General features: G+C 41.4%; 10 protein-coding genes. 9 read left to right on the top strand and 1 reads right to left on the bottom strand.

Annotated features, from left to right (window positions below):
* The first annotated feature begins 151 nt into the window (after window positions 1-151).
* Complete coding sequence (locus JYB65_RS11170) at window positions 152-856, top strand: 4'-phosphopantetheinyl transferase family protein (protein ID WP_206582763.1); 705 nt, start codon at window positions 152-154, stop codon at window positions 854-856.
* A gap of 131 nt (window positions 857-987) precedes the next feature.
* On the opposite strand, the gene JYB65_RS11175 is transcribed toward JYB65_RS11170, so the two are convergent.
* Window positions 988-1,533, bottom strand: coding sequence for a TetR/AcrR family transcriptional regulator (locus JYB65_RS11175; protein ID WP_206582764.1), 546 nt, complete (start codon window positions 1,531-1,533; stop codon window positions 988-990).
* Between the two features lie 403 nt (window positions 1,534-1,936).
* On the opposite strand from JYB65_RS11175, the gene JYB65_RS11180 reads away from it, so the two are divergent.
* The 8 genes from JYB65_RS11180 (at window position 1,937) to JYB65_RS11215 (ending at window position 18,149) form a co-directional block, all read left to right on the top strand.
* A complete protein-coding gene (locus JYB65_RS11180) occupies window positions 1,937-2,893 on the top strand; it encodes an ABC transporter ATP-binding protein (protein WP_206582765.1) in 957 nt (318 codons plus the stop codon).
* Between the two features lie 11 nt (window positions 2,894-2,904).
* On the top strand, window positions 2,905-3,987 hold the full coding sequence (locus tag JYB65_RS11185) for an ABC transporter permease (protein ID WP_206582766.1): 1,083 nt from the start codon (window positions 2,905-2,907) through the stop codon (window positions 3,985-3,987).
* 35 nt (window positions 3,988-4,022) lie between these two features.
* Window positions 4,023-5,042, top strand: a complete 1,020-nt coding sequence (locus JYB65_RS11190) for an ABC transporter permease (protein WP_206582767.1) — start codon at window positions 4,023-4,025, stop codon at window positions 5,040-5,042.
* Between the two features lie 88 nt (window positions 5,043-5,130).
* Window positions 5,131-7,851 (top strand): amino acid adenylation domain-containing protein, encoded by a 2,721-nt coding sequence (locus tag JYB65_RS11195; RefSeq protein WP_206582768.1) that lies wholly within the window; start codon window positions 5,131-5,133, stop codon window positions 7,849-7,851.
* Window positions 7,848-8,921, top strand: a complete 1,074-nt coding sequence (locus JYB65_RS11200; protein WP_206582769.1) for an SDR family oxidoreductase — start codon at window positions 7,848-7,850, stop codon at window positions 8,919-8,921. Before JYB65_RS11195 ends, JYB65_RS11200 begins: the two co-directional genes overlap by 4 nt.
* Window positions 8,922-9,014: 93 nt before the next feature.
* The gene (locus JYB65_RS11205; RefSeq protein WP_206582770.1) at window positions 9,015-12,329 is read left to right on the top strand and encodes a non-ribosomal peptide synthetase; all 3,315 of its coding nucleotides are present in this window, start codon (window positions 9,015-9,017) and stop codon (window positions 12,327-12,329) included.
* Window positions 12,330-12,412: 83 nt separating this feature from the next.
* Window positions 12,413-17,374 carry a non-ribosomal peptide synthetase gene (locus JYB65_RS11210; RefSeq protein ID WP_206582771.1) on the top strand — a complete coding sequence of 1,654 codons (4,962 nt, stop codon included), beginning with the start codon at window positions 12,413-12,415 and terminating at the stop codon, window positions 17,372-17,374.
* A 19-nt stretch (window positions 17,375-17,393) separates the two neighbouring features.
* Window positions 17,394-18,149: a thioesterase II family protein gene (locus JYB65_RS11215; protein WP_206582772.1), complete on the top strand. Its 756-nt coding sequence runs from the start codon at window positions 17,394-17,396 to the stop codon at window positions 18,147-18,149.
* Window positions 18,150-18,167 lie beyond the last annotated feature (18 nt).

The following is an 18,167-nucleotide window of genomic DNA, read 5'->3' on the forward strand; positions in this document are numbered from 1 at the left end:
GCTAACATAATACAATTCATAAGTCAAATAAAACGCTGGCTATAAAGAAATAGAAAAGAGAAAGAGAGTTTATAAAAGGTATGACGTGTATTATACTAAGTACCAGAACTTATTACATGCTACTTACCTGCTACGAAAAAGAGGAGACATTATGATTCGGGTTTATATTGCACAAATAGATGAGGAAAAAGAGTATTGTTACAATGATTTTATACAAGTATTACCGATAGAGAAGAAGGAGCACCTGTTACGCTACAGATTTAAAAAAGACCTTTTATTATCTTTATTAGGCGAAATATTGTTACGGTACGGGCTTAAGGATATGTATGGTTATTACGAGGAATTGGAGATCTTTTATGGAAAACATAAAAAACCCTATTTGAAAAAACCAAATGTTTTTTTCAATATCTCGCATTCGGGTAAGTTTACCGTATGTGCACTGGGGGATTCCGAAATCGGGGTAGATATACAGGAAAAAGAAATGCGAGATACAGAAGAATTATTGACATTGGGAACACGTTTTTTTTCCGCAAAAGAAGCACAAGATTTGTCTGGACAATTCGATAAAAAAGATTACTTTTATCAATTATGGACGCTAAAGGAAAGTTACATAAAATATAGAGGTACTGGATTGTATTACCCATTGGACTCTTTTGGATTTCAAATAAAGGATAATGATATCGAATATTTCAATTCAGAAGAGATGCAAGGTGCTCTTCAATTTAAATGCTTTGATTATCGAAGTGATTATAAATTAGCAATATGTACCGAAGAACCAATTGGAAATGATATTTTATTCGAAGTGAATAATGAACTAATCGACAGAGAACTAAATATAAAAAGGAAGGACTATTAAAAATGTGATATAGGGTGCTGAAATTCCGGGATTTACAAGGAATTTCAGCACTTTTGATATACTGAGAGAAAAGTCAGCCGTGACTAGGGCCGGCCGAAAAAATGAAATAGATAATAGCTTGTCAATGGATGCTACTCAAATATAAAATCAACTAATCCGTTAATCATCAGTTCAATGGTCTCTTTGTAGATATCACCATATAAATTCTCTGCGTTCATGGTAACAGTCACAATGGCTTTTACATAATTTGAAAACAACTTCCAATCACATACTTGTCCCGTATCCATTTTCCCTAGTAACCATTTTGTATTCTCTTCATCTGATTCTGGGTCAAGATGATATAACTCAGGACATCGGGCTCTTAGGTATTCATAATCTTCTTTACTCAAGTATGGATAAATATTCGCATCGCTTAGAAATTGTATTTTGAAGAACTGCTTTGCCGCTTCCTTATTCATCTTTTCATTCTCATTGAATAATTGTTGTACGGCCTCTTTATTCTTTTTTCTTTCGTATAGGGCTATTTTACAGACAAATTCTTCTTTTGAAGAAAAAAAGGTGTAAAAGGTACTTTTTGCAAATCCGGATTTTCGTGCAATATCTTCTATTCTCAATCTTTTCAGACCGTTTTGTTTAATAAGTTCCAACCCTGCTTCCAAAAGGCGTTGCTCATACATACTTTTATTTTCCTGATTAAAAATTGCCGGCATTTTATCCCCATATAGTAATCATTTTTTATGGATTACCATATATATCCTTTCATGAGATTATTTATTTTTCGTTTTTTATGAGTAGTGGAGCAGTCTCCGATTCAATAGCAACTCACGTACTTTTAAAATATCATAAATACTATTGGATATCAAGAAAACAACGTACCTTGTATGCATCTCGCCGCTATCAAACAGGTAAAATTTTATACTATAAAAAATTTTGGTTAGCTATTGCTAACTTTACTCTTGACTTCCACTATCTGAAGGTATAAACTAAAAAATAATAAACATACCAAAATATTACTTAAAGTATGTATTTTTACAATAGAAAGGAGATCAGCAGAACCTACATAGGTTTTGCGGCGTGGTAATGGAAATTATTAAGATTACAAATCTAACGAAAAGCTACAAGGATCTAGTTGCTGTAAATGCTTTGTGTTTATCTATCAACGAGGGCAATGTCCACGGTATTCTCGGCCCTAACGGTGCCGGTAAAAGTACGTTAATAAGCTGTATTGTCGGCTTGAATGACCCCGACAGCGGCTCAATCGTATATGAAGGGGAAGCTTCTATCAAAAAGTGGAGCAAGAATATTGGTTATGTACCGCAGGAATTAGCAACCTACCCTGAATTGAGCGCTTATGACAATATCAAATTCTTTGCTTCTCTTTATGGCTTGAAAGGCAGTGAGCTGGAGAATAAAGTGGAGCAATCATTGGATTTTGTCGGACTTACCGATGTAAGGAACAAAAAATCCTCGGAGTTTTCCGGGGGAATGAAGCGAAGACTGAATTTGGCTTGTGCGATTACCCATTCTCCTAAGCTGATTATTATGGATGAGCCTACGGTCGGGATTGACCCGCAGTCGCGTAACCGAATTCTGGAAAATGTAAAGCAATTAAATGAAAAAGGCGTAACGGTCATTTATACCACACACTATATGGAAGAAGTCGAAGCAATCTGCAATACGATTACTGTCATGGATAAAGGCAATGTCATAGCCAATGGAACGAAAGAAGAAATCATGGGAATGATGGGACAAGGCATGGTATATCTGGTAAGCGTGGATTCAACAAAAGGGGAATGGAATGAATTTTTAAAGGGAGTAGGCGCGCTGGACAAGGTGTCCGAGGTGCAGGAACACGAAGACGAAGAACAAGGGTTTAACCAAAAGTCTTGTTTGATAAGGTGTTCGGAATCCGATGCGATCCATTCAATTCTCATGGCAGCCACACAGGCAGGCTTAGCCGTTAAAAACATTGCTCATAGCGAACCGAGCCTTGAAGAAATCTTCCTTGAGCTGACGGGGAAAGAATTAAGGGATTAAGGAGGTTTCAAATGGTTGGAATAATACTGAAGAAGGAAATAAAAAACTATTTCCGAAGTGCAGGTAATTGGATATTTGTTTTTGGACTGCCACTGTTGCTGATCCTTTTAATGAGTTCGGCTCTCGAAGGTTATATGAACACGGATTTCCACACGTTTGATGAGGGTAAAGTATATTACTATTATGAAGAACAAACGGAAGTCAATGCTGGAAAACTCAAAGAGTTTGAAACCTTATTGCAGGAATCCACAGGTGTTGTGATGCAGGAGGTATCAGACTATGAGGAGGGGATACAGGCTGTAAATAGCAGTGAGGCTTTTGGAATTATTAAGATATCCGGCGATAACATGAGCTATTATCGTTCCCCGTACAATGAAACGAACGGCGGGAAAATTGTTCACAGCCTATTCGAGCAATGCATTGGTAAAAATACCTCTATATTGAACGACTCTGTTCATGTGATCGAACTGGAAACGACGCCGGTGGATTCCACCTCTTATGCGACGTTCACCTATCTTGCTTTTGTCATTCTATTTATCGCGTTGATGACGGGACACAGCGTCAACGATGAAAGGGTTTATGGAACCATTCAACGAATCAAGATTTCCCGGGTCGGTTTAAATGCGTTATTGTTCAGCAAAGTGATATTGGGACTGTTGATCGGTGTTTTACAAATGACAGTGGTATGGGCTTTTTCCACATTTGTATTAAACGTAAATTGGGGTTCACAGGCACCGGTCATGTTTCTAGTGCTTTTATGCCTTGTACTTATGAGTTCCATCTTTGGCGTTGTGATCGGCATGATCAGCAAAAATAAAGCGATTGCAGATAATACAATCTTGATGACGGTCATGCTGTCCGGTTATATTGGTGGTGCGTTATCGCCTATCTACCTTCTGGAAAATGCCAATATTTTAAATCAGATTGTAAAAATCAGCCCTCTCTACTGGACAGGACGGGCACTTACAAACTTGTATGTCAACATTGTTGATACAAATACCTTTGTAAGCATTGGTGTATCCCTCGGATTGACTTTACTTTTCTTGCTGATTTATAAACTGCAGATTAAGAAAGCAACATTAACCATTTCGTAATGTCTTCATAAATAGTACAGAAAGGAAGGAAAAGAATGAAAGCAATCATAAAAAACTCATGGCTGATTTTGAAAAATACGAAGGGATTTATTTCTTCCATCACCATATGGCCGATTATCCTGCTTTTGCTTTTAACGTTTACCTTAGCCTATTCCACCAGTCATAAAATTGCTGTTGTCGATCTTTCGACAGACGGTACAGGAAAAATCATTCAAAAAAATATTCAAGAAACAGAAGGTCTTGAATTGATAAAGGTTAAAGAGGATGAAATGACCGAAAAGATATTGGCAGGCAATATTGAGCTGGGGGTTATTCTCCACGATGCAGGAGAATCGGACCTGATTCGGTTAGCCAGCGGTTCGGAGGTGGAACAGGCCATAAAGACAATTATCAATACTTCTTTAATAGAAGAGCAAGGCAGTATGCCTGTAAAAGTGAATGAAGTCCGAGAAAAAGGGCTGACCATGACCTATTCGCTAGGGCTGATGTTGTTTAAATTTATAACAGCCGGCAGTTCGTTAGCTGCATTACTTATAGTAGACCGAAATAACGGCATGAAGGGAAGGATCTTTATGAGCGGAATCAAATCCTCCTCTTATCTCGCTGGACGTGCCATTATCCATTTTGGCGCTATGGCGGCAACCGCTTTGATTTATTACACTTTTTGTGTGATTTTCCGGTTTGATTTCGGCATGCAGTATAGTGCTTACTTTCTGCTGATGGTTCTTATCACCAATGTATTTTCTGTGGGGGTATTTACGTTCCTGTCATCTGTAATTAATCAGGAAGGGGCCTTATGGAGTGTATCAACCTTTATCTTTTTCCCGATGGCTTTATTCTCAGGTGCGTTATTTCCTTATGAAAATATGCCGGTATGGATGCAGAAAGTAGGAACCGTTTTCCCGCAGCGGTGGATTACAGAAAGTATTGAAATTATTCAGGAAAAAAACAGTATCGTTCCTGCGCTGCCTTATATCGGTGCTGTTATCCTATTGGCCGTTCTTCTTTTTGCCATTGCATGTGTGCGCACCAAGCGGATGAAAGCGGCGGCGTAAAATGCTATAACTCAACTTTCCAGCTTAGATTTGCAAACATAACCTGAATACAAAAAAGGAAAATTTAAGAAAATATGAGGGGAACAAAATGAAATTACAAAAGGGAACGATTAGCAGAGAAGTAAATCAAACACAAAAAGAATTGCCTGGGAAACCTCTTTGGCATGATTTTTTGGCTTATAGCAAGCCAAATTCTGACAAGAACGCATTATATTGGAATGAAAACGGAGCGATAGGCACCTTGTCCTATGGGGCATTAAGGGAATACGCACTTCGCGTAACCGCTTACTTAGCAGAGAACCAAATTGGAGAAGGAGAGATCATTGGCGTTTCAATTCCCAGAAGTTGGAAGCAAATTGCGGTGATTTTAGGAATCTCCATGCACGGGTGTGCTTACGCCCCCATTCGATATGGACAGCCTCTTGAGCGGAAGGAAAAGATGTGTAAAACGGCCGGAATGAAATATGCCTTTATCGGTGACGAAAGCATTGCAGGGGTGACCCTTCTTTCCATTGAGCAGGCTTTAGAAAGTGATGCCATAAAGCCGCTCCCCAAAAAGCGTATTGACGATTTGGCCTATGTCATATTTACGTCAGGAAGTACCGGAGAACCAAAAGGCGTCATGATCACCCATGAAGAAGCGCATAACACCTTGGCAGATGTCATAGAGCGCTTTGACATAGGAGAAGAGGACATCGCCATAGGAGTCTCATCGGTGGATTTTGATTTGTCCGTATTTGACATATTCGGTATGCTGTCGGTTGGAGGCAGTTTAGTTTTACTAAGGGAAGAAGAAAGCCAGGAGGCAGGAATTTGGATTGAATTGGTGGAAAAATTAGCGGTCACCGTTTGGAATTCAGTCCCTAAGTTGTGGGAGATGTTCTTGTCCTATGTGAGTGATAAGGAACAGGTCAGGAGCTTACAGACGATCCTGCTATCCGGAGACTGGGTGCGGCCGCAATTGATAAAAGAGACGAAGAATCTGTTGGCGTATCCGCTTGTTGTAGCAATGGGCGGAGCAACGGAAGCGTCCATTTGGTCAAACTATTTCATCGTAAATGAATTAGAACCGGAATGGACCGCTATACCGTATGGCTATCCTTTGGCAAACCAGAAGATGCGGATTACCGATGAACAGGGCAATGATGTGCCAAATGGGATCGAAGGACATTTGTGGATAGGCGGCAAAGGTGTTGCAAACGGTTATATTTCTGATGTAAAGCTTACACAGGAAAAATTTTGCGTGCTAGATAATGAACGTTGGTATTTCACGGGTGACAGAGGGAAATACGACGAGTCGAATCGGGTCATTTTTCTGGGAAGAATCGATGACCAAGAGAAAATTAACGGATACCGGATTGAATTGGGAGAATTAGAAGCTCAACTAGCAGAGCTTGTCAAGGAGAAAGCGTATGCTTGGGTGGAACGAAAGAATGACAGGGCTCAGTTAAAAGCGGCCTATAAATTATTAGGAGAGTCTCCGATCTTCTATAAGAAAAAAGCAAATGAAAAACAAAGATGGAGTGGGCAGAATGAAGCGGTTGCCAATTCAATCTATGAGTTTTTAAAAACATTGATAAGAGACGAGCGAATAAAAGGGGATACTCCAATCGCAGCAGCCTGGAAATGCTGGCTGGAATCGTTTGATTCAGCAGATGTTCTAGATAAAGCGTTTATGCAAATGTTGAATGAACGAAGAGAAGAATTTATTGGTACGGCAATTGGTGAACTCTCTCCGTATTGGTTGCTGAATGACAACTATTTTTCAATAACCAGCTTATATAAAAGAGATGCGGCCACCCAATCAGCGATAAAAGAATTGTGTGAAATCTTGAAAAGAGAATTAAAGCCGGACTGCAAGGTGGCATTGATGAAACCGGACAGTCATTTTGTTCAGTCTTTCGCTGAACGTATCAATCTGGAAGAGACGGAAACCGTTTGCTGGTTTGATAATGTATATGAATATAATCTGGTAAAAAAGACATGCGGTGATTACAAGATACGGTTTGAACTGGTGAAAGACTATATAATCATGGAAAATGAAGAGTTTTCTTACGATTTTGTTGTGGCAAACAATGCGATGCATCAATTTAAAAATCCGGAGACAGGACTGAGAATGGCCTATGCGTTTTTGAAGGATAAGGGCAAATTATATGCAATCGAGCAGGAACATTTGCCCGCGGTCGGGCTGATTTCTTCTGTGGTACTTGAAAATGGATTCGAACATTATATGGGAAGAAGTGAACGATATTCTCCGATGCTTACTGCAAATGAATGGAGCTTTTACTTATCCGCAGCAGGTTTTATCAATATCATAAATGGCCGGACCAATAACGAAGAAAATACGATTCTATTGGAAGCGGCGGCAAATCATAAAAATAAACTTTATACGGAAGAGGAATTGAAAGCGAATTTGAGAACCAAACTTCCGGCGTATATGATCCCTGAAAAGATTGCTGTCCTTTATGATGAACCGTTGAGCAGCAATGGGAAAGTCGATAAGAAGAAATTGAAAGGGATCAGTTATGAAAGGCATCATCCGCTGGAAGCTCCTTTTACAGAAGTTGAAAAAGAGGTAGCCGGTTTTTGGAAGGAACTATTGGGAGAAGAGGAGATCGGACGAGAATCAGCCTTTTTCGAAATGGGCGGGGACAGTTTGATGGCAACTCGGTTTCTGGGCAAGATCAGACAGGTATATGATGTTTCTATTTCATTGCGTGAAATGTTAGAAAACTCAAGACTATCGGAAGTATCGCATCTAATTGAACAACGGAGTTCGATTGAAGAGCTTGAAGAGGGAGAATTATGATAGGAGTGATTGGCGGAACCGGTGACATAGGAAGTGAAGTCGTTGAACTGCTGCTAAGGAGAACAGCGCAGGAAGTTAAAGTGGGCAGCAGAAACATTTATAGAATCGATACACATTTGATGGATTCAAAACGTATTACCGTTCAACATGTGGATTGCTATGATTCGGAAAGCTTGCGCCGATTTATGGAAAACTGTGAGATTGTTATCAATTGCGTTGGCCCATCCCATTTGATTACGCCGCATTTTTTGGAAGAAGCGGAAAGAATGGGGGTTCATTGTGTCGACTTAGGAACCATAAAAAACGCACGTTATCGAACTGCTGTAAACACAGTATCCATACATAGTGCAGGAATGGCTCAGGGGCTATCCGGCATCTTACAGAGAATAGCGGTTGAAGGGATAGAAGAAGTCGAACATTTTGAATATTCCTTTGGTGGTATATCTTCTTATACTCATTCCGCTGCCAGTGATTTTTTGGACGGAATTAACGATGGATCGAATAAACCCATGTCTGTATACAACAAGGGGGAGATTGTTTCTACAGGAATCCTTCAGTTGCAGCATGATCATTTTTATGACAGGACCGTATGCTTTTACCCTTTCTTTGATGAAGAATCGGATTATATCGTGAAGAACAGTAATATTATCAACGGGAGCTGGTGTTTTGCGGTAGAAGGGACCTATTTTAACCAGATTCTCAAAAAAGCACGCTACGAAGCAGCTGCAGACAAAGAAAGTACCGTTGTTAAAATATGCAATGCCTCTAAATTGGATGCGGAAATTTATGGACCGGCGATTAAATTTTTAGTGAGCAGCAGATGGAAAAAAAACAGAAGCGGACAAGGTAGAACATTGAGCTTAATGACAAGAAGACAGAACTACTTATCAGCACTTGTAGTCATGCAGGTTGTGGACGGGATTCTAAAGAATAAGGTGGTAAAAGGGCGGTATCCTTTAGTGGCGATTAATGATCCGGTGATGATATATGAAGGGGTTTGCAAAGATGAAAATATAGTTGCCGATATCAATAATCCCATAGAGATGGAAGAAGAATATGGAGTTATTTAGGTTGATGGTTCCGTACTTATATATGAGGTTAATAAGAACAGAGAAAGGACAAGTAGGATATTGGTTAATAGGGGGCTCATAGGGAGATAAGAAATGAATAATGTACAAGTGATTAAAGAGGAGATTCATAACCTTAAAAAGAGAGGAATAAAAATCTGGACAGAAAGTGAAAACCTGAAATACAAAGCTTTCAAAGGTACCATTAATGAACAGGATATGGACTTTATGAGAAACAATAAATTGGAAATCATAGCGTATTTTCAATCCGTCCAGGAAGAAGGGGAAATCGTGTTAAAGCCGGAGCATCGGTATTTGCCATTTCCGCAAAATGGGATACAGCGGGCTTATTCACTAGGCAAAAGCGATAACTTGAAATATGGAGGCGTATGCTGCCATACATATATGGAAATTGAATATCAGCATTTAGACAAAGAAAGGGTGGAATCGGTATTTCATTCCCTGATACATAATCATCCGATGCTTCATACCGTTGTGTATGCAGATGGGATGCAGGAAACGTTAAAAGAACTTCCGGCTTTTTCTGTGGGATATCAGGAAGATCATGATTTTGAAGGAAAAGTAATTGGACAAGTACGGCGTGAACTGGAAGGAAAATTCTATGAAAATGGCGTATGGCCACAATTTGATATTTCGATTACCGATCTTCCGGAAAAATCAATCCTTCATTTTTCAATGGAATTTCTGATAGCGGATTGGACGAGTATGTGGCTGCTGTTATATCAATTTGAACAGATGTATTTTAACCAAGAGCAGATAAACCGCCCGGCATTAACTTTCAGAGATTATGTCATTCATAAAGAAAAGCAGAAGTCCAAACCGGCCTATATGGAGGCAAAAGCTTATTGGGAAAAAAGATTGGCTGATTTTGCTGATCCGCCGAGGCTTCCGGTTTATGAAAAAGACGAAAGGAATAAGAAAACGTTCCGCAGACTGTTTTATACGTTAAATAAGGCATCGTGGCAGGAAATAAAGCGTAAAGCCGGCGCTATAGGCGTAACGCCTACCGCAATGATATTGTCGGTATATGGTTATGTCATGCAAAGATGGAGCGAAAATAAAAAGTTTGCGATCAACCTGACCTTATTGAATCGAGAACCGGTACATCCGGATATCGCAGCTATTATTGGAGATTTTACATCCATTATTATGCATGAAGTGGATTGGACTGATTTTCAGGAGTGCTGCTTTGCCGAAAGGGTGAAGCAGGTGAACCGGAATTTATTCAGTGAAATCGATCATGCAAGTTATTCAGGTGTAGAGTTCTTACGCGAATTATCGAAAAAGAGGGGTGGGAATTCCATTTATCCGATCGCTTTTACCAGTGCGTTGGGGATTATCACCAATTCCGGAATAGAACTCAACGGAAAATATGTAGGAGGGCTCACTCAAACGCCGCAGGTTTTAGTGGATTGCCAGGCCATGGATGGCGAATTTGGACTAAATATTAATTGGGATATACGGGAAGGATTTTTTAAACAAGGCATTATTGAGGATATGTTTGGTTGCTTCACCAATATTTTGGACAAGTTAGCGCAAAGAGGATTATCCGTAGACAGTGTGCTGAATCGCGAAATTCCTGATTGGCAATTAAAAGAAAGAATGAGTGCCAACGACACCAAGAAAGAAATTAAAAAAACATTGCTGCATCAAGGCTTTTTAAGCAGTTTGGAAACGTATGCGGATAGAACCGCTGTTGCGGATAAGGAAAGGCAGCTGACTTATCACGAAACCGGTGTACTGGTATCAAAGCTGATAACGGGTCTGAATAAAGCAGGGGTACGAAAGGGCATGAAAATCGGTGTTGCTATGAATAAATCCGTCGAACAGATTGCGGCGGTATTAGGTATTTTATTTGTTGGTGCAGCCTATGTTCCGATCGATTCAGAGCAAGGAATCGATCGAATCCGAAAGATTACCGAAAGCGCAGACATCGAATTTCTGATTGTGGATGATCAGCAGAATCCGTTGAAACAAGAGTTCAGATGTGTTGAGTTTTCACAATTAACAGACGAGAACGGCAGTGCGCTGGAACTGTTGGGAGATGCGGAGGATACCGCCTATATTATTTTCACATCCGGGAGCACCGGTATGCCGAAAGGGGTGGAGGTTTCTCATGCGGCGGCGATGAATACGATAATAGATGTGATGGACCGGTTTAAAGTGGATGAAAGAAGCAGTGTACTTTCCGTTTCTAAGCTTAATTTTGACTTATCGGTATTTGATCTATTTGGGATGTTGTCCATCGGCGGGAAAATCGTTCTTCCAACCGGCAAAAATTACTTGCAGCCGGAACTATGGGATGAGCTGGTGACTAGTCATAACGTATCCTTATGGAATTCCGTACCGTCTTTAATGGAAATCTATATCGAATATTTAAAATGCAACAATAAAGCAGCTTCAAGAGCGATCACCCAAATTTGGCTGTCGGGCGATTGGGTGAAAATTCCTCTTATCAAGCAGATTAGAGAGGTCCTTGGGGAAGTCACCGTCATTTCGATGGGTGGGGCAACGGAAGCAGCCATCTGGTCGATTTATCATAGTTGCAGTGAAGCGGACTATGCAAGAAAGAGTATTCCTTATGGGTTACCCCTTGCGAATCAACGATTTGCCGTCCTCGATCAGAATTTACGTGACTGTCCGGTGGAAGTTCCCGGTGACTTGTATATTATGGGCTCGGGACTGGCGAAAGGCTATGTTGGCGATAAGGTTATCACCGCACAGAAATTCAGGGAACATCCACAGACGGGGGAACGAATGTACCATACGGGGGATTTAGGAAAATATTTGGCTGGCGGGGAAATTGAGTTTTTGGGAAGAAGCGATTTCCAAGTAAAGATCAATGGACACCGGATCGAACTGGGTGAGATTGAACAGGCCCTCTTAGTTGGCGGCAAGGTGCAGCATGTCATTGCCTTTGTTCATCAAGGACAGATTGCGGTGTGTGTGTGCGGTCATCCGGAGCAAAAAAATGAGTTGATTTCATTAGCCCAGAAGGCGTTGCCGACTTATATGGTGCCCAAAAAATTCCTGTTTCTAGAAGAGCTGCCGCTTACAGGCAATGGGAAGATTGACCGGAAAAAAATAATCGCTCAATTTCAGGAGCATCCTGTGAATTTGGCAGAACAAGCTTCTGCATGGTCTGCTGAGGAAGAGTGGCTTCGTGTCATAGTAGAAACCGTTTTGGAGCAAAAAATGGATGATAAAAATAAAAGTTTTTACGATTACGGTGCGGATTCTTTGTCGCTTTCAAGAGCGGTCAACAAAATTTTAAGTATCAAAGGGGACTGTATAGCATTCGATGAATTATTGGCTCAGATTATGAATTTTCCTACCATTGAAGAGACGGCGAGATACATTGAATCAACTAGTTCAAAATATTCAGCTTGAGGCAATCAGGCAAACAAATTCGATCAGTTCATTTCTAAATGGTGAATGTGCTATATGTTTTGGTAAGAGAGAAAGGTATAGGGATGGATAAAAGCACGTTGTTTAATTTAAATGCATTGCAGAAAGCATATTGGCTGGGAAGAGGGAAAGAAATCCAATGGGGCGGATGCAGCTGCCAGGCCGTATTTGAAATACGAATGAATCATTTGGACCCCGACCGATTCAGGCGGAGTCTTCAGCAAGTGATTGATTCGCAGCCTATGCTGAGTGCTGTTGTGCAGACGGATATGCGTATGGTCATTGATGAGGAAGCAGAGATCCCTCTTAAACTATATGATTATAGCAATCGAAAAGATTATGCAGCTTGTATTGCTGCGCTTAAAAAGAAAATGAAGTATGAGCAAGTTCCGATTGGCGAGCGGCTATTTGATATTCATATTATTCAAAAACCCAATAAGCGGTTTAGCATTCTTATCAAAATAGATATGGTAATGGCTGATTTGGGAAGCATGCATTTGTTTTTCAGAGAGTTGAGCCGAGCCTATGACGGGAAAGAAACCAGTAAACCGAACTATACGTTTAGGGAGTATATGAACGTGCTGGAAGACTATGAAAAGACGGATGCGTATAAAAGACATAGGGCGTACTGGGAACATCAGGCAGAGCTGTTTCCCACATCTCCGGGCTTTCCGGCCAATGTGACGAACGGCGAGAACCCTACGGATTTATTTCATAGAAGACAACTAAGAATTAATCCGAAGCGGTGGAAACTGTTTTGTGAAAAAGCCGTATCCGCAGGGCTCACACCTTCCATAGCCGTCTTGTATTTATATTCACAAATCCTGTCGGCTTGGGGCGGCGGAAGAAACTTCGCCGTAGCAGTAACCGTTGCGGATCGAAAACGGATTCATCAAGACGTTCCCCATATCATAGGTGAATTTACAAAAGTGCTGTTGCTTCCTATTGAAATCCGTGAGCAGCCCAATAAAGAAAATGCCGGGGCTATGCAGAAATCCTTTTGGCAGCATATCAAACATGTGGATTATGATGCGACCGGTTTCAGAAAGACCATTTATGAAAAAAACGGGGAAAGCAGATACTATCCTTTTGTATTTACCAGTGGTCTGGGTGTTGGTTCAAAACCCCAGAAAGGAGGGTTTCAGGACAAGATTGTTTGGGTCGAATCCACCACTCCTCAAGTGATTCTAGACCATCAGATATTTCCCTATAAAAACGGCGTTGTACTTGCTTGGGATTGCAGAGAGGATGCGTTTATTCCAGGCGTATTGGATCAAATGTTTTGTAAATATACAGAGTTATTCAATCAAAGCATAGAAGACCCTGACTTTTGGAATCAGACGATATGGGATTTCAGAACGCAGGAATCCATCGATACGCAGAATAAAGTTAATGACACCAAAAAGGATTTTGAACTCACTATGCTGCACGAGAGAACGTGGGAAATTGCAGAAGCAATGCCCGACAAGTGTGCCATTATTCATCAAGGAAAAGAGTACAGCTACAAACAGTTAACGGATGCGGCCGAACATATCGCCGCCATGCTTGAACATCAAGGAATTCCCAAGCAGACACGGGTGATGGTTGCCATGAGAAACAGCTTTGAAGCAATCGCAGCGATTATGGGTATTTTATGCTATGGGTGTTCCTATGTACCGGTGATGCACAATTTGCCGTCCAATAGAATTCGGACCATTTATAACATCGCGGAAGCAGCCGGCATTTTTCTTGATTCAGAGAGAGCAGAATTAGAGGATTGCAGAATCTTATCGGTTGCTCAGAGAAAGCCGGAGATGTATCCGATCCTAAGAGGCCGGATCAGCCAGGAAGCCTATGTGATCTTTACTTCAGGAAGTACAGGGGAGCCGAAAGGCGTCATGATTACCCATCAGGCAGCGATGAATACGATATTGGACGTCAATGAGCGGAATCATGTCGGACGTTTCGACAGGGCGATTGCCTTGTCGTCCCTGAGCTTTGATTTGTCCGTATATGATATCTTTGGCATGTTAAACATCGGAGCCTCTCTCGTTATACCCACAGAAGAAGAAAAGATTGATCCGGCATTGATCGATTCGTTATGTGTGAATCATGACGTGACGTTATGGAATACCGTACCGAAATATTGTGAGATCTATTTGGATTATTTAGCAAGCAAGGAAAAGAAGAACCACTTAATAAACAAAATTTTTCTGTCGGGTGACTGGATTCCGCTGCGCTTAGTGGGGTTGATAAAGGATCATTGCGGCCAGGCGAAGCTGACCAGTATGGGCGGGGCTACGGAGGCTTCCATTTGGTCCAATTATTATGAAGTGGAAGAGCTGGAAGAAACATGGAACTCCATTCCCTATGGCTATCCATTGGCCAATCAGAAGTTTTATATCTTTGATGAGTTGGGCAGACCGTGCCCGGACTATGTCAGCGGCCTGCTCCATATACAAGGGGAAGGGCTGGCACTTGGATACGCCAATGCGCCTGATATAACAAAAGCAGCTTTTTATACACATCCCTTTAACAAAGAAAGAGTGTACAATACGGGGGATTATGGCCGCTATGATAAAAATGGCGTGATTGAATTTCTGGGGAGAAAAGACACTCAAATAAAAGTCAACGGATACCGCATTGAGATCGGTGAGATCAATAAGGCTTTTAGCAAGTGTCAAATTACCGAATACGTTGTATTGCCTCTTGGCAGAAAAATGGAAAACAAAAAACTCGTCGCATTTATCAAAGAAGAGGGCAGAACCGATGATCTGCGCAAGCAGCTGGAAGAGATGCTGCCTTCCTATGCCATCCCTGATCCGATTTATGTCATTGATGAGATTCCTAAGACCGCCAATAAAAAAATTGATCGGAAGATGCTGGAAAAGATGGCGGAGGAAAGAGAAGCGGAGCCTGTGACCGAAGAAGGAAATGAAATACTGGATATCATTTCTGACGTGTTAAACATGAAATCCATAAAGAATACAGACAGCTTTGCGAGCTTAGGGGTTTCTTCTATGGAATTGATCGGGCTGGCCAATGAACTGGATAAAAAATTCGGCCATAGGCCGACCGTAGGGGAAATGATGCAGTATGCGAATTTATCCGGCTTGGTACAGTATTACCGGACAGCAGCCATTCAGGAAAAACCGGAAGTGGTGGAAGACGAGCTGGAGCAGATCCGTACAGATGAACTTTCGGTCATCGTAAAAACGTTGAGTTATAAGAAGATAAAAGATTGGCTTGAATCCGGGAAATTTAAGAAAGCAATTCAGCAAAAACTCCTTCAGGAAGAATTAGAAAAACGGGTGTTTTCAAAGTCAGCGAACAATGGCATGTTAATTTTTTTAGAGGATGCTTTAAACGTCAATGACATACAAGTGACGGATAATTTTTTCCGGCTAGGCGTTTCATCTGTGGAAATCATGAATATTGCCAATGAGCTGGAAACGAGATATGGGGTTCGTCCGTCCGTAGGAGAAATGATGCGTTATGATACCTTTCAGGAACTGGTCGATTTTTATGCGGGACGGGAAGAAATACAGCCTTCGGAAGACATGGAGAAGGGGCAGCTGCCGGAAACGCATAACCGGTACGCATTGGAATTGATACAACGCTGCGCAGAAAAAGGAATTTTGTTATGGCATGAACAGGGAAAACTAAAGTATAAGGCCGGAAAAGACCGGATCGATCAAGAACTTCTTCTGGAATTGAAATTGTACAAGCAGGATGTGATTGCCTACCTTGCCAGCGATAACACAGCGGCTGAATTAAAAAGAACCTTTAGCACGACACCGATACAATTAGCTTATATTTTTGGCCGGGAAAAGACCTATGATCTTGGAAATGTGAATTCCCATTATTATTTGGAGTTTACGTGTGAACAAATCAACAGGAACAAATTAGAAATTGCATTGAACAACGTGATTGCCAACAATGAGGCACTCCGAACAAGGATATATAAAGACGGAACCCAGGAAGTAATGGACGAGAATCCAACGTATTCGATTGCGTGCAGAAAACTCCACACGGAAGACGAACTGATTGCTTTGAGAAATGAGTGGGATCATCATCAGTATGAATTAGGGAAATGGCCGATGTTTTCCCTTTTCTTAAGTGACAGGGATGGAGAAAACCGGATTCATTTAAGTTTGGATTGCATTCTTCTGGACGGTTGGAGTGTCCGGATGTTCATGGAACAAGTGCTTAAAGAGTATTATGGTGCACCGCAGCAATATGCGGACTTTACCTTCCGGGAATACCTATTAAAAGAAAAGGAATGGCTCGGTATGAATGGGAATCATCAGGCGGCACAGGACTATTGGGACAAGCATATCCATGAAATTCCCGGTGCGCCGACGTTCCGCTATAGTCGTCCGCTCTCGGAAATTGAAAAACCGCATTATGCACGGCTTGGGTTTGAGCTGGACAAAAAGAACATCGATGCTATCGCCTATAAGGCCAAAAAATATAAGCTGACGTTATCGTTAGTAATCTGCGTAGCCTATATGAGGGTTTTATCGAGGTGGAGCGTCAATAAGGATTTGACCGTCAATATGACGTTGTTCAACCGACATCCCATCAGTCCGGACATCAGCCGTGTATTGGGCGATTTTACCAATATTACGTTATTGTCCTATTATGCGGATGATTCAAAAGGCTTACTAAATGAGCTGTTGGAGACACAGGAAGAGCTGTGGCGGCATATTGAATACAGGACTTACAGCGGTGTGAACTTGTTACGGAAAATTGAAAAACAGTATCCGGAAGAGGCCGTGATGCCTGTTGTTTTTACCAGTATGCTGGCAGGTGAAGTATCTGAACAGGAGGAACATCCTTATCTGGACAAGATCGAGGAAACCTATGCGTTAAGCCAAACCCCGCAGGTAGTATTGGACCATCAGATCCATATGCGAAACGGAGAATTATTCTTTAGCTGGGATTTTGTAGAGCAGGCTTTCAGCCGGGAAACGATAGAAGCCATGTTTGAAGACTACCGGAAAGAGATGGAGAAATTCGTACAAAACGATTGGGAGCAACTATAACAGGGAAGGAGAATCGAAGATGGATGCAGAAGGAAGAGCACGATTATTTCCTTATAATAAGGAATTAGGCGATAGAGAAAAACATGTCGTTGTTTGTTTTCATCATGCAGGAGGAAACGGAGCAGCTTTTAGAAACTGGATGAAAGTTCATACCGGACATCCGGCGGAATTTGTACCGGTCGAACTGGCCGGACATGGCTATAGAAGGAGGGAACCCCTTCTCGACCGGTTCAATGATGTTGTGAGGGATCTCGTAGACGGAGTGGCGGATTTGGTAAAAAACAGAAGCTACTCGTTCTTTGGACATAGTATGGGAGCCGCTTTAGCTTTTGCGGTGGAACATGAGCTTGAACACCGGTATCACTTGAAAGCGAATAAAGTGATCGTTGCCGGACGGTTTGCTCCTGCCATGGAGGACCCCGGACATTTTAGAGTGTCCATGGGAGAGGAGGCTTTGCTGAAAGAAGTGAAAAAGCTAAACCCGGAGAACAGTTATATTTATGAGAATGAGGAATTTGTTGATTTCTTTTTACCGATCATACGGGATGATTATGCCCTCCATGAAGACTATCAATACACCGGTGAGATCATCCATGCGCCCATTGTTGCCCATTCCGGTTCAGAGGATGTTGATTCAAGGTACGAACATATGAAACCGTGGGAAGAAGTGACGAATGGAAGCTTCAAAATAAAAGAATTTCAAGGCAATCATTTCTTTCCTCATAATCTGGGAGAACGGTATATCGAGGAGATACTCCATGAAGTCTTGCGATAAGAGAAAGTGAGGTCAGCG

Source organism: Clostridium aminobutyricum, from assembly GCF_017255415.1.
In the GTDB taxonomy this organism is placed as follows: Bacteria; Bacillota; Clostridia; order Peptostreptococcales; family Anaerovoracaceae; genus Aminipila; species Aminipila aminobutyrica.